General features: G+C 57.7%; 13 protein-coding genes. 4 read left to right on the plus strand and 9 right to left on the minus strand.

The features are described 5' to 3' along the window. The first annotated feature begins 107 nt into the window (after window positions 1-107). On the plus strand, window positions 108-1,061 hold the full coding sequence (gene metR, locus INF73_RS08285; RefSeq protein WP_028014783.1) for an HTH-type transcriptional regulator MetR: 954 nt from the start codon (window positions 108-110) through the stop codon (window positions 1,059-1,061). On the opposite strand, the gene INF73_RS08290 is transcribed toward metR, so the two are convergent. The 3 genes from INF73_RS08290 to pldB all read right to left on the minus strand — a co-directional run bounded on the left by INF73_RS08290 (window position 949) and on the right by pldB (window position 3,749). Then, window positions 949-1,848, minus strand: a complete 900-nt coding sequence (locus INF73_RS08290; RefSeq protein WP_032644934.1) for a carboxylate/amino acid/amine transporter — start codon at window positions 1,846-1,848, stop codon at window positions 949-951. The two genes, metR and INF73_RS08290, sit on opposite strands and share 113 nt — an antisense overlap. A gap of 82 nt (window positions 1,849-1,930) precedes the next feature. Continuing rightward, complete coding sequence (gene yigL, locus INF73_RS08295; RefSeq protein ID WP_028014784.1) at window positions 1,931-2,731, minus strand: sugar/pyridoxal phosphate phosphatase YigL; 801 nt, start codon at window positions 2,729-2,731, stop codon at window positions 1,931-1,933. Between the two features lie 25 nt (window positions 2,732-2,756). Continuing rightward, window positions 2,757-3,749, minus strand: a complete 993-nt coding sequence (gene pldB, locus INF73_RS08300) for a lysophospholipase L2 (RefSeq protein WP_041911835.1) — start codon at window positions 3,747-3,749, stop codon at window positions 2,757-2,759. Window positions 3,750-3,860: 111 nt separating this feature from the next. Between pldB and rhtB the strand changes: the two genes are divergently transcribed. Further along, the gene (rhtB, locus tag INF73_RS08305; RefSeq protein ID WP_028014786.1) at window positions 3,861-4,481 is read left to right on the plus strand and encodes a homoserine/homoserine lactone efflux protein; all 621 of its coding nucleotides are present in this window, start codon (window positions 3,861-3,863) and stop codon (window positions 4,479-4,481) included. On the opposite strand, the gene rhtC is transcribed toward rhtB, so the two are convergent. From rhtC to pldA, 3 genes are all read right to left on the minus strand, one after another. After that, window positions 4,478-5,098, minus strand: a complete 621-nt coding sequence (gene rhtC / locus INF73_RS08310) for a threonine export protein RhtC (protein WP_010426287.1) — start codon at window positions 5,096-5,098, stop codon at window positions 4,478-4,480. The genes rhtB and rhtC overlap by 4 nt on opposite strands. Before the next feature lie 61 nt (window positions 5,099-5,159). Next, the gene (gene recQ / locus INF73_RS08315; protein WP_028014787.1) at window positions 5,160-6,989 is read right to left on the minus strand and encodes an ATP-dependent DNA helicase RecQ; all 1,830 of its coding nucleotides are present in this window, start codon (window positions 6,987-6,989) and stop codon (window positions 5,160-5,162) included. Between the two features lie 90 nt (window positions 6,990-7,079). Beyond that, window positions 7,080-7,949: a phospholipase A gene (gene pldA / locus INF73_RS08320; RefSeq protein ID WP_028014788.1), complete on the minus strand. Its 870-nt coding sequence runs from the start codon at window positions 7,947-7,949 to the stop codon at window positions 7,080-7,082. A 162-nt stretch (window positions 7,950-8,111) separates the two neighbouring features. On the opposite strand from pldA, the gene yigI reads away from it, so the two are divergent. Continuing rightward, window positions 8,112-8,579 (plus strand): acyl-CoA thioesterase YigI, encoded by a 468-nt coding sequence (yigI, locus tag INF73_RS08325; protein ID WP_028014789.1) that lies wholly within the window; start codon window positions 8,112-8,114, stop codon window positions 8,577-8,579. Between the two features lie 51 nt (window positions 8,580-8,630). Continuing rightward, on the plus strand, window positions 8,631-9,527 hold the full coding sequence (rarD, locus tag INF73_RS08330) for an EamA family transporter RarD (RefSeq protein ID WP_041911834.1): 897 nt from the start codon (window positions 8,631-8,633) through the stop codon (window positions 9,525-9,527). A gap of 42 nt (window positions 9,528-9,569) precedes the next feature. Here rarD and corA read toward each other — a convergent pair whose 3' ends face one another. From corA to uvrD, 3 genes are all read right to left on the minus strand, one after another. After that, complete coding sequence (gene corA / locus INF73_RS08335; RefSeq protein WP_008501540.1) at window positions 9,570-10,520, minus strand: magnesium/cobalt transporter CorA; 951 nt, start codon at window positions 10,518-10,520, stop codon at window positions 9,570-9,572. A 150-nt stretch (window positions 10,521-10,670) separates the two neighbouring features. Next, on the minus strand, window positions 10,671-10,727 hold the full coding sequence (ysgD, locus tag INF73_RS22030) for a YsgD/CorL family protein (protein WP_212743980.1): 57 nt from the start codon (window positions 10,725-10,727) through the stop codon (window positions 10,671-10,673). 149 nt (window positions 10,728-10,876) lie between these two features. Continuing rightward, a complete protein-coding gene (uvrD, locus tag INF73_RS08340) occupies window positions 10,877-13,039 on the minus strand; it encodes a DNA helicase II (protein ID WP_041911833.1) in 2,163 nt (720 codons plus the stop codon). Window positions 13,040-13,090 lie beyond the last annotated feature (51 nt).

Here is a 13,090-nt window from a genome sequence, read left to right on the forward strand (position 1 = left end):
CCTTGTCAAATTTGTTATTTAGACGTCCAGATGTTTACACATCTATAATTGGCAGGTACTGTATATTCCTCAAGCGCAAAATGTTCATGGCGGAGTGAAGGACTTTCATGATCGAGATTAAACACCTGAAAACGCTACAAGCGTTGCGGAATTGCGGTTCGCTCGCGGCGGCGGCGGCCACGCTGCACCAGACCCAGTCCGCCCTTTCTCACCAGTTCAGCGATCTGGAACAACGCCTCGGATTTCGTCTTTTTGTGCGTAAGAGCCAGCCTTTGCGCTTTACGCCGCAGGGTGAAATTCTTCTTCAACTGGCGAATCAGGTACTGCCGCAGATCGCCAGCGCGCTGCAGGCGTGTAACGAGCCGCAGCAGACCAAACTGCGGATCGCCATTGAGTGCCACAGCTGTATTCAGTGGCTGACCCCCGCGCTTGAGAACTTCCGCCAGAAGTGGCCGCAGGTGGAAATGGACTTTAAATCCGGCGTGACGTTCGACCCGCAGCCCTCGCTCCAGCAGGGCGAGCTGGATCTGGTGATGACGTCCGACATCCTGCCGCGCAGCGGCCTGCACTATTCGCCGATGTTCGATTTTGAGGTGCGTCTGGTGCTGGCGCCGGACCATCCGCTGGCGGCCAAAACGCGCATTACGCCGGAAGATCTGGCGACAGAAACGCTGCTGATTTACCCGGTTCAGCGCAGCCGCCTGGATATCTGGCGTCATTTCCTGCAGCCGGCAGGCATCAGCCCGCAGCTGAAAAGCGTGGATAACACCCTGCTGCTGATCCAGATGGTGGCGGCCAGCATGGGTATCGCGGCGCTGCCGCACTGGGTGGTGGAGAGCTTTGAACGCCAGGGTCTGGTGGTCACCAAAACCCTGGGGGAAGGACTGTGGAGCCGGCTGTACGCCGCCGTGCGCGATGGCGAGCAGCGTCAGCCGGTTACGGAGGCGTTTATTCGCTCAGCGCGGAACCACGCGTGCGACCATCTTCCGTTTGTGCGGAGCGCGGAGCGACCCAGCGGCGATGGACCCACAGTGAAGCCAGGATCACCGCCCCCCCAATAAGGAAGCTCGGCCAGTGCGGCTGTTCCTGCCAGATGGCAAGGTTCACCAGCAGCCCCGCCGGGACGTGCACGTTGTTCATGATCCCCAGCGTACCGGCGTCTACCTGCGTAGCGCCGTAGTTCCACATAAAGTACCCCAGCCCCGACGCCACCACGCCCAGCCAGACCAGAACGCTCCACTGCACGGTGGTGGTCGGCAGCTTTTGCGGGTTGCCGAGCATAAACCACGCCGCCACCGCGACGATCGCCGCGCCCATATAGAACCACGCAAACGCGTTGTGCTGCGGCATCGGGCGGGTTTCCATCAGGCGCTTATAGCCCACCATACCAATGGCAAAGCTGATGTTGGCAAGCTGGACGAACATCAGCCCTGTCCAGAAGTGATCGCTCACTTTGTCGTAGCGAATGATCGCCGCGCCAATAACCGCCAGCGCGGCGCTTAGCAGATATCCCCAGCGCAGGCGGCGCCTGCTGAGCAGATCGTAAATCAGCGTGATATAGAGCGGCGTCAGCACGGTAAAGAGCAGGAATTCGGAGACGGACAGGTAGACGTAAGCCCGGAAGCTGAACAGATACATGATGCCAAGCTGCATCGCCCCCACCAGCATGTACAGCAGAATAGTTTTCAGCGATTGCCCGCGCGTGCGCAGGAACGGCAGGAACACCAGCGCCGCCAGCCCCACGCGCATCAGCACCGAGAAGTAACTGTCGACCGAACCGGCAAGGTATTCGCCAATCAGGCTAAAGGAGAAGGCCCACAGGATAGTGGTGATAATGAGTAGCGCCACAATGCTTGTCTCTCAGAAAGAAGGACAGGCATTGTAGCGAACTCTTTAGTTGACAACTGAACAATAAACAACCGAATGAAGATTATTCAAGGAACAGTTTGCGCAGGTATTTCGGTACCGCGTTGTCTGCGTTGGTGCCGATGACCTCCAGCTCAGGATGCAGATCCTTCAGGCGCTGGTGCGCGTTTTCCATGATGCAGCCTTTGCCCGCCATAGAGAGCATCTCGGCGTCGTTCATGCCGTCGCCAAAGGCGATACAGTCTTTAAGCGCGAAGCCCAGACGTTTCGCAACCGCTTCGAGCGCGTGACCTTTAGAAACGCCGCCCGCCATCACTTCCAGACAGGTCAGGGTGGAGAAGCTCACGTTGACGCGATCGCCCCAGCGGGCGTTGATCGCCTGCTCAAGCGGCAGCAGCTCTTCGTGGCTGTCGCAGGTGAAGAACACCTTGCTGATCCCCTCTGGATCCAACAGGCCCGGCTCATACAGGGAGTAGTTGAATACCGCTTCCTTGAAGAAACGCATTTCATCCGGGCGGTGGCGGTTCATGAACCATTCGTCGTCACGGTATACGTTAGTGACGATAGCTGGATTGTTATGCACCACGCCGAAGAGATCGGCGGCAATATCGCGATCCAGGTTATGGGTGAAGATCAGGTTGCCGTCGGTATCATGCACGCGCGCACCGTTGGAGGTGATCATGTACGACTTGATCTCCAGATTATCGCGGATCTGCCCCACGTCCACGTGGTGGCGGCCGGTAGCGAACACAAAGTTCACGCCACGGGCGGTCAGAAGCTTTAAGGTCTCTTTCGCATAAGGCGACAGGGTGTGGTCGGGGGAAAGCAGCGTGCCATCTAAATCAGATGCAACAACCTGGTACATAGGAAAATTTAACCTCAATAGAAAATCAGTTATGCCGGTCGAAAAACTCGACGATGGCGTTAAGCGCGACTGAGCGCATAGCGTCCTTTTCAAAAAGGATCTCATGGTACGCGCCGTTGATGACCAGCGGTTTACCCCCTTCACAAGGGTGACCGGCGGCAGCGCGCAGTTCACAATAGCGGTCATGCATGCGGTTATCCACCACACGCTCTTCTTCCGCCTGAATCAGAAGCGTCGGCGTGTCATCATCGCCTACGCCTGCCAGCACCTGCTCACCGGCCAGAATACCCTCACGCACCCAGTGCCAGGTCGGGCCGCCGACGCGCAAGCGCGGTTCATCGGCATAAAAGCGCAGGTTGCGGCGATAGCGCTGCCGACTGTGGGTTAAGACGTTGATGGCGAACGGCAATGCGCGCCAGCGTCCGGTTCCGATGGCATAGCCTTCACGAATGCGCTGATGGCCCTCAGCCCAGTCGAGAAGATGGCGCACCATCCAGTCGGGAAAACGAATGACAATACCGTACATCGGCGCGGTGAGCGCAATGGCGTCGCACTGGTGCTCATACCGCTGCAAAAACAGCGTCGAAATGGCGCCGCCCATGGAGTGCGCAAGGATGTACCGCTTGCGCCAGGGGCCGGGCTGAACTTCCTGCTGCCAGAACGCGGCAAAATCGTCGACATAATCGCTGAAGTGATCCACATGCCCGCGGTGCGTATCCGGCAGCATGCGCCCGGACAGCCCCTGCCCACGGTGGTCGATGATCAGCACGTCAAACCCCATGTTGACCAGGTCGTAGGCCAGTTCGGCATATTTAACGTAGCTTTCGATACGCCCGGGGCAGACCACGATCACCCGGTCATTTTTTTCATTGCGGAAGCGAACGAAGCGCACCGGGATGCCACCGACGCCCGTAAACTCGTCTTCCTCACGCTGCCGCCAGAAATCGGTCAGCGGCCCCATTGAGAAAGCAGCAAACGCGTTTTCTCGTGTTTCCCAGTCCTTTTTCTGCTGAAACATTGGGTTTCCACTCACGTAATCCAGGGAATATCGTTTTTTTTCGTCACTGGTCACAAAATGACTCAACAATAGCGTATTGTGGCATAAAAATAGACGGTTCGGGAGCTTCAAATGACCTTCGAGTGGTGGTTCGCCTACCTGCTGACATCAATCATCCTTAGCCTTTCACCCGGCTCTGGCGCCATTAACACTATGACCACCTCCATCAACCACGGCTATCGCGGTGCGGCGGCGTCCATTGCCGGTTTACAGACCGGGCTCGGCATTCATATTGTGCTGGTGGGGATTGGTCTGGGGACGCTGTTCTCTCGTTCGGTGCTGGCGTTTGAAGTGCTGAAGTGGGCCGGTGCGGCATATCTGATTTGGCTCGGTATCCAGCAGTGGCGCGCGGCAGGCTCGATTGACCTGAATACGCTCTCCAGGACGCAAACGCGCGGCCACCTGTTTAAGCGCGCGGTGTTCGTGAACCTGACGAACCCGAAAAGCATTGTGTTCCTCGCCGCCCTGTTCCCACAGTTTATCGTGCCACATCAGCCCCAGGTGATGCAGTACGTGGTGCTGGGCGCGACAACCATTATTGTCGATATCATCGTGATGATTGGTTACGCGACGCTGGCGCAGCGGATTGCGGCGTGGATCAAAGGGCCTAAGCAGATGAAGGCCCTGAATAAAGTCTTTGGTTCGCTGTTTATGCTGGTTGGCGCGCTGCTTGCGTCAGCGCGTCATGCTTAGCGAGAAATGATGAGATGAATGCCGAAGCCGGCGAACAGCGCGCCGGCGAAGCCGTCGATCCACTTCGCGATGCGCTGATAGCCGCGGCGCATCGCCGGTAAGGCGAACAGGCTGGCCACGATGGTAAACCAGGCGAACGTCTCAACAACGATCAGCAGGAAGATCCCCCAGCGCGCGCCTGCGCCGACGCTGTCACCCACAAACAGCGAGAACACGGAGCCGAAATAGATAATCGCTTTCGGGTTTGCCAGATTAGTCAGGAGCCCTTTTACAAAGCTGCGGCCGCCCGTTGCCAGCTCTACCTTTGGCTCTTCCGGTTTTTTCTCTTCTTTCTTCAGCGCCCCGCGCAGCATCTGGTAGCCCATCCAGCACAGGTACAGCCCGCCGCCAACCATAATGATGTTATGCAGCCACGCCATCTTCGCCAGGATCAGGTTCAGACCGAGCAGCGCGACCGCCGCCCAGACCATAACGCCCATGGTAATACCGAGCACGCCCATCATCGCCTCTTTGCGGGAGCGGCTGACGGCAGTTTGCGACACGAAGAAAAAGTCTGGGCCAGGGCTCATCAGCGCAACGATGTGCACTAACGCCACGGTGAGAAATAGCATTAACATAATTAGCTCGCGGGGAAATAATTCAGTGAGTCATCATCCTGGCACTTTTTCGCCCGTCTGACTACTCCTCATCATCACCATCGGCGTGAGAGCGGATAAGCGCCATAAACTCTTTACCGAAGCGCTCCAGCTTGCGCGTCCCCACGCCGTTAACGCTGAGCATTTCGCTGGCGCTGAGCGGCATCTGCTCGGCCATCTCAATCAGCGTCGCGTCGTTGAACACCACGTATGGCGGGATGTTCTCTTCGTCAGCGATAGCTTTACGCAGCTTGCGCAGTTTGGCAAACAGCTTGCGGTCATAGTTACCGCCGTAGGATTTCTGCATCACGCGCGGCTTGAGGGCGACCACGCGCGGCACGGCGAGCTTGAGTTCAACGTCACCGCGCAGGACCGGACGCGCTGCTTCGGTCAGCTGTAGCGCGGAGTGCTGGGCAATGTTCTGCGTGGCAAAGCCGAGGTGGATTAGCTGACGAATAATGCTGACCCAGTGCTCGTGGCTCTGGTCTTTACCGATGCCGTAAACCGGCAGCTTGTCGTGGCCCATGTCGCGGATACGCTGGTTATTGGCACCGCGCAGTACTTCCACCACGTAGCCCATCCCGAAGCGTTGATTCACGCGGTAAATGGTCGAGAGCGCTTTGCGCGCGTCCATCAGGCCATCGTACTGCTTTGGCGGATCCAGGCAGATATCGCAGTTGCCGCACGGCTCCTGTCGCCCCTCACCAAAGTAGTTGAGCAGCACCAGACGGCGGCAGGTTTGCGCTTCAGCGAAGGCACCCATCGCGTTGAGCTTGTGGCGCTCAATGTCCTGGAGTTGTCCCTGCGGCTTCTCTTCCAGACAGCGGCGCAGCCACGCCATATCGGCCGGATCGTAAAACAGCATCGCTTCCGCAGGCAGGCCGTCACGGCCGGCGCGGCCGGTCTCCTGATAGTAGGATTCGATATTGCGCGGAATGTCGAAATGCACCACAAAGCGCACGTTGGGCTTGTTGATCCCCATCCCGAACGCCACCGTTGCGACCACGATTTGCAGGTCGTCGCGCTGGAATTTCTCCTGCACGTCGGCGCGGATATGGTTTTCCAGCCCGGCGTGATATGCGGCGGCGCTAAAGCCACGGTTTTGCAGACGCGCGGCGGTGTCTTCCACCTTCGCACGGCTGTTGCAGTAGATGATACCGGACTTGCCACGCTGTTCCTGAACGTAGCGCAGGAGCTGGTCCAGCGGCTTGAATTTTTCCATCAGCATGTAGCGGATGTTCGGGCGGTCGAAGCTGCTGACCTGAATATACGGGTCGTTCAGCCCCAGCAGGCGAACGATATCCAGACGCGTGGTGTCATCCGCCGTGGCGGTAAGCGCCATAAACGGCAGTTCAGGGAAGCGCTGACGCAGCTGGCCGAGGGCGGCGTATTCCGGACGGAAATCGTGTCCCCACTGGGAGATACAGTGCGCTTCATCCACCGCCAGCAGAACCGGATTCCAGTGCGCCAGGTGATCGAGGAAGTTGTCCAGCATCAGGCGTTCCGGCGCGATATACAGCAGGCGGATCTGCCCGGTGCGGCACCCGGCCATCACCTCTTGCTGCTGCTCGCGGGTTTGCGTCGAGTTCAGGCAGGCCGCCGACACGCCGTTGGCGAGCAGCTGGTCGACCTGGTCTTTCATCAGGGAAATGAGCGGGGATACCACGACCGTCAGGCCGTTCAGCACCAGCGCGGGCACCTGATAACAGAGGGATTTACCGCCGCCGGTCGGCATCACCACCAGGCAATCGCGGCCTTCCAGCACGGTTTCAATGATGGTTTCCTGGCCCGGGCGGAACTGCTGGTAGCCAAAGGTTTCATGCAAAACCTGTTTAGCCAGCGACTCCTGATTCAATACTTCCGCCTGCGCCACGTTAACCCCATTTGCGAAAAATAAAACAGGCGCTATTTTCAGCGCCTGAGAGAGAAACTTCAACGTTTAACGCAAAAACATTCGAGCAGCTTAGAGAATATCGTTCAGCATTACGCCCACGCCAACGCGAGTCTGATTGAAGTTGTAGTCGATCAGCGACTCGCCGTAGCCGCTATACACCTGGGTATAGAGACGCACGTGCTTCGTCACCGGGTAGCTCAGACCGAGCTCCGCACCGCCGTAGCCGGTGTTCCAGTTGTACTGCCCTTTCGCGCTCAGCACGGCATCACCAAGCTGGTAGCCGACCTTGAGCTGGTAGTAGCCCATATATTTGGTGATATCCGGGTTGTCATCGGTACTGCCGAGCACATACCACGGCTTCACTTCCACCATCCAGTTACCGTTCTGCGCCATCAGGCGCGTATAGGCGCGGTTCCAGCTACGGGAGGTTGGATCGGAACGGCCGTTAGAATCATGGTTAAAGCCCACTTCGACGTCGCGCAGCGTCCAGCCAGCAAATTCATAATCCGTTGCGAAGCCGAGGAAAAGCTGCGGCTCATAGTTGGTTTCACGGAACGGTGAAGATTCCCCGCTGTTGGAGAGCTGCCACCAGGATTTCTGCGTATAAGAGGCACCGAGCACCGAGTTTGGCCCCAGAATACCGCGCCAGAACGGGAACGCGAGGCTAAGCTGGAACTTCACCTCATCCTTACGCGCATTATCAGACCAGTTATAGGAGCTTATCGCTTCTTTGTTGAGATCGCTGGTTTGGGTATAAATCACGTAGTTCGTGTCATACGGGTAGAGCGTGAACGGATTGTCATGCTCCTGCAGCATATTGGCGATAATGCTGCCCTTAACGGCAGGTTTATCATGGACTTCTTTAATCGTCGCTTCCTGCGCATATGCTGTGAGGGGCAGCGCAACCGCCGCCAGTAACCAGGCCAGATACGTCCGCATCGGTGGTGTTCTCCTGCAAAGAGTAAAATTACCTGAATAGTTATGAGGCGAACATTCTACAGACTTCTGCGATAACTGCTGCATCCTCGTTTCTGAAAGTGGAATTCCTTATTGCTGAAGCATAAAATCAACATTTCATTAACAATAAGGATGTAATGTCTCATGTCAGCCATGCTTACCGCCGAAGAAGTGTTAAAACTCGTGGGCGAGATTTTTGTTTACCATATGCCGTTTAACCGTGCACTGGGTCTTGAGCTGGAGCGTTACGAGAAAGAGTTTGCCCAGCTGAGTTTCAACAACCAGCCGATGATGGTGGGTAACTGGGCGCAAAGTATTCTGCACGGCGGGGTGATTGCCTCCGCGCTGGACGTGGCGGCAGGCCTGGTCTGCGTGGGCAGTACGCTGACGCGCCATGACACCATCAACGAAGATGAACTCCGCCAGCGTCTGGCGCGCATGGGCACCATTGATTTACGCGTCGACTATCTTCGCCCGGGGCGCGGAAACCGCTTTACCTGCACCAGCAGCCTGCTGCGTGCCGGGAACAAAGTTGCCGTTGCCCGCGTTGAGCTGCATAACGAGGAGCAGGTTTATATCGCCAGCGCAACCGCCACTTATATGGTGGGTTGAGGCGGCAAATTCGGGTAAAATTGATTCACTTTTTTGTAACGGATTTTCCCGATGGATGCTAAACAGACGCGGCAGGGCGTTTTACTCGCCCTTGCCGCTTATTTTATTTGGGGTATCGCCCCGGCGTACTTCAAATTTATCGCCTATGTTCCGGCCGACGAGATCCTCACTCACCGCGTCATCTGGTCGTTCTTCTTCATGATCGCGCTGATGAGCCTCAGCCGTCAGTGGTCCGGCGTTAAAACGCTGCTGCAAACCCCTAAAAAGGTCTTCCTGCTGGCGCTTTCTGCGGTGCTGATCGGCGGCAACTGGCTGCTGTTTATCTGGGCGGTGAATAACCACCACATGCTCGAAGCGAGCCTGGGGTACTTCATTAACCCGCTGGTGAATATCGTGCTGGGGATGATTTTCCTCGGTGAGCGCTTCCGCCGGATGCAGTGGGTGGCGGTGATTCTCGCCTTCTGCGGCGTGCTGGTGCAGCTGTGGACGTTTGGCTCGCTGCCGGTTATCGCCCTCGGTCTGGCGTTCAGCTTTGCTTTTTACGGCCTGGTACGTAAGAAAATCGCGGTGGAAGCGCAAACCGGGATGCTGTTTGAAACCCTGTGGCTGCTGCCGGTGGCGGCGATCTATCTGTTCGGTATCGCCGACAGCGCCACCAGCCATATGGGCAGCAACCCGTGGTCGCTGAATCTGATGCTGATGGCGGCGGGCGTAGTGACCACCATTCCGCTGCTGTGCTTCACCGGTGCGGCAACGCGCCTGCGCCTCTCCACGCTGGGCTTCTTCCAGTACATTGGCCCGACGCTGATGTTCCTGCTGGCGGTGGTGTTTTACGGCGAAGTGCCGGGTGCGGATAAGATGGTGACCTTTGCCTTTATCTGGGTGGCGCTGGCGATTTTCGTCGCCGATGCGATTTATACCCAGCGCAGAACCCGCAGAGGAATGTAGGTGTTTTGTAGGGCGGGTAAGCGCAGCGCCACCCGCCAGATTTTACAGCCAGTTCCGACGCTTAAAGTACAGATACGGTGCCAGCCCGGCGAGGATCATAAAGATAATCGCCCCCGGGTAGCCAAAGCTCCACTTCAGCTCCGGCATAAACTCGAAGTTCATCCCGTAGCTGGACGCCACCAGCGTCGGCGGCAGGAACACCACGGACACTACCGAGAAGATCTTGATGATGCGGTTCTGCTCGATGTTGATAAAGCCCATTGCCGCCTGCATCAGGAAGTTCACCTTCTGGAACAGAGATTCGTTGTGCGGCAGCAGGGATTCGATATCGCGTAAGATCTCACGCGCCTGCTCCAGCTGACCGCCCGGCAGACGCGCCTTGCGCACCAAAAAGTTCAGCGCGCGCTGGGTATCCATCAGACACAAACGCACCTTCCAGCCGATATCTTCCAGCTCTGCCAGCGTCGAAAGCGCTTCGTCGTACTCATCCCCCTGATGGCCTTCCATGATCACGCGGCTCAGCTTTTCCAGATCGCTGTAGATGTTTTCAATTTCGTCCGCCAGCTGTTCAATTTTAGTTTCGAACAGATCGAGCAGCAGCTCGTAAGCGTTGCCGTCCACCATCGCCTGGCTGCGGGCGCGCATGCGGTAGAGACGGAATGCCGGCAGTTCGCGTTCACGCAGAGTAAACAGACGACCGTCGCGAATGGTAAACGCCACGGTGGAGTTGCCCGCGTGATCTTCCGCATCTTCAAAGAAGAAGAAGGAGTGAATGTGCAGGCCGTCTTCATCTTCAAAGAAACGCGCGGAGGCTTCGATGTCTTCCAGTTCCGGGCGGGTTGCCAGGCTTTGCCCCAGCTCAGATTGTACGCGAAGGCGTTCATCGTCGTCCGGCTCGACCAGATCCACCCATACGGCATCAATGAGGGGCTGTGACTCTTCGGCTTCAAGCCGAGTCAGTCGGTTATTTTCGAGTTGAAATGCGCTCAACATGACCGGGACTCCCAATGCAAAAAATATCGGACAGTTCGGTGGGCACACAGAAACAAATTGGGTTTCAGACCATTAAACAGCCTGACTCAGCGCGACGGGAATAATGCAGTCGCTGACAACCACTAAGGCCATCAGCATGAGGAGATAGCCTTAGGAGTTGTTCCTGGATGACAGGGAATTGAGCCAGTATCTACTGGGTGTGTCCAAGGCGAATGTCCTCTTAGCGTAATCGTGCGCGCATGTTACGCCAGCAGTAACTGTGGCGTCAACACGCAACGGAACGCTGAAGGGCATTAATTGACCTTCACTGTATAAGGCTAGCAGATTATTACAAAATAATGATATTTTTCTGAATGTTAGACTGTTTCCAGCTTCGCGTAGGCCGCCACCAGCCATTTGATCCCCTGCCCCTGGAACGCGACCTGCAGGCGGCTGTGCTCGCCGCTGCCTTCCAGATTCACAATGGTACCTTCGCCAAACTTCGAATGGCGCACGCGCTGGCCCAGCTTGTAGCCGGTGTCGGTTTCAGAGATCGGCGAGCCCATGCGCGGATGGCTAACCGGACGGCTGATGCTGGCGCGCAGACGCACCTCTTCCACGCACTCTTCCGGCAGTTCGCCGATGAAGCGCGACGGACGGTGATAGACCTCTTTACCGTACAGGCGGCGAGTTTCAGCGTAGGTTAGCGTCAGCTTCTGCATCGCTCGCGTCACGCCCACGTAGGCCAGACGACGTTCTTCTTCCAGACGCCCGCCTTCATCCAACGACATCTGGCTTGGGAACATGCCCTCTTCCATGCCGACGATAAACACCTGCGGGAACTCCAGACCTTTGGCGGAGTGCAGGGTCATCAGTTGAACCGCGTCCTGCCAGGTGTCCGCCTGCCCTTCACCCGCTTCCAGCGCGGCGTGAGAGAGGAACGCCTGCAGCGGCATCAGGTCTTCGTCTTCTTCGTTGTAGCTGAACTGGCGCGTTGCCGTGACCAGTTCCTCTAAGTTCTCTATACGGGTCTGCCCCTTTTCGCCTTTTTCCTGCTCGTACATGGTACGCAGCCCGGAGTCTTTAATCACCCGGTCGGTCTGCACGTGCAGCGGCATGTCGGCGGTTTCCTGCGCCAGGGCATCAATTAATTCCAGGAAGCGCTGGAGCGCGCTGGCGGCGCGTCCGGCGAGGGCTTTTTCCTGCAGCAGCTCGCGGCACGCCTGCCACAGCGTCAGCTGGCGATCGCGCGAGGCCTGACGCACCACGTCCAGCGTACGGTCGCCAATCCCGCGGGTCGGCGTGTTCACCACGCGCTCAAACGCCGCGTCGTCGTTGCGGTTGGCGATCAGGCGCAGATACGAAAGCGCATCTTTGATCTCCTGACGTTCGAAGAATCGCATGCCGCCGTAAATGCGGTACGGCATGCTCACCTGCAGCAGCGCCTCTTCCAGCACGCGCGACTGGGCGTTGCTGCGGTAGAGAATGGCGCACTGCTCCAGCGCGCCGCCGTTGTCCTGCCAGGTTTTGATGCGGTTCACCACGAAGCGCGCTTCGTCGAGCTCGTTGAAAGCGCAGTAAATCGAGATCGGTTCGCCGTCGACGCCGTCGGTCCACAGCTTTTTGCCCAGACGCCCGTTGTTGTTCTCAATCAGGGCGTTGGCCGCGCTCAGGATGTTGCTGGTTGAGCGGTAGTTCTGCTCCAGACGGATGGTTTGCGCGCCGGGAAAATCGTTGAGGAAGCGCTGGATGTTCTCCACCTGCGCGCCTCGCCAGCCGTAGATCGACTGGTCGTCATCGCCCACGATCATCACCTTGCCGGTATCTCCGGCCAGCAGGCGGATCCACGCGTACTGGATGTTGTTGGTATCCTGGAATTCGTCCACCAGGATGTTGGTGAAGCGTTCGCGGTAGTGCTGCAGGATGTGCGGTTTGTTGAGCCACAGCTCGTGGGCGCGCAGCAGCAGCTCGGCGAAATCCACCAGGCCGGCGCGGTCGCACGCTTCCTGATAGGCCTTATAGACGTTCTGCCAGGTCTGCTCGACCGGATTACCGAAGCTCTGAATGTGGTGCGGACGCAGCCCTTCATCTTTCTGACCGTTGATGTACCACATCGCCTGACGCGGTGGCCACTGCTTCTCGTCGAGGTTCATCGCCTTGATCAGGCGCTTCAGCAGGCGGAGCTGATCTTCGCTGTCGAGGATCTGGAAATCCTGCGGCAGGTTAGCGTCCATATGGTGCGCGCGCAGCAGACGGTGCGCCAGGCCGTGGAAGGTGCCAACCCACATGCCGCCCTGGCTGGTGCCCATCAGCTGGGCGATACGGTGACGCATCTCCGCCGCCGCCTTGTTGGTAAACGTCACGGCCATAATCGAGTACGGTGAGCAGTTTTCCACGCTCTGCAGCCAGGCGATACGGTGAACCAGCACGCGTGTCTTACCACTCCCCGCCCCAGCCAGAACCAGCAGGTTGGTGCGCGAGGCGGCAACCGCGTCACGCTGTTTGTCATTAAGGCTGTCGAGCAGGTAAGAAACGTCCATTGGCACCGTCACGTCATGTCGGGCAGGCAAATGTTTCCACTCGCCAAAACC

The sequence above is a fragment of the Enterobacter cloacae complex sp. P6RS genome, assembly GCF_014982245.1.
Classification (GTDB): domain Bacteria; phylum Pseudomonadota; class Gammaproteobacteria; order Enterobacterales; family Enterobacteriaceae; genus Enterobacter; species Enterobacter bugandensis.

Excerpts from the sequence above, each read along its gene's own strand:
- metR (WP_028014783.1), top strand. The coding sequence starts at position 108 with ATGATCGAGATTAAACACCTGAAAACGCTACAAGCGTTGCGGAATTGC.
- yigL (WP_028014784.1), bottom strand. The coding sequence starts at position 2,731 with ATGTACCAGGTTGTTGCATCTGATTTAGATGGCACGCTGCTTTCCCCC.
- pldB (WP_041911835.1), bottom strand. The coding sequence starts at position 3,749 with ATGTTTCAGCAGAAAAAGGACTGGGAAACACGAGAAAACGCGTTTGCT.
- rhtB (WP_028014786.1), top strand. The coding sequence starts at position 3,861 with ATGACCTTCGAGTGGTGGTTCGCCTACCTGCTGACATCAATCATCCTT.
- rhtC (WP_010426287.1), bottom strand. The coding sequence starts at position 5,098 with ATGTTAATGCTATTTCTCACCGTGGCGTTAGTGCACATCGTTGCGCTG.
- pldA (WP_028014788.1), bottom strand. The coding sequence starts at position 7,949 with ATGCGGACGTATCTGGCCTGGTTACTGGCGGCGGTTGCGCTGCCCCTC.
- yigI (WP_028014789.1), top strand. The coding sequence starts at position 8,112 with ATGTCAGCCATGCTTACCGCCGAAGAAGTGTTAAAACTCGTGGGCGAG.
- rarD (WP_041911834.1), top strand. The coding sequence starts at position 8,631 with ATGGATGCTAAACAGACGCGGCAGGGCGTTTTACTCGCCCTTGCCGCT.
- corA (WP_008501540.1), bottom strand. The coding sequence starts at position 10,520 with ATGTTGAGCGCATTTCAACTCGAAAATAACCGACTGACTCGGCTTGAA.
- uvrD (WP_041911833.1), bottom strand. The coding sequence starts at position 13,039 with ATGGACGTTTCTTACCTGCTCGACAGCCTTAATGACAAACAGCGTGAC.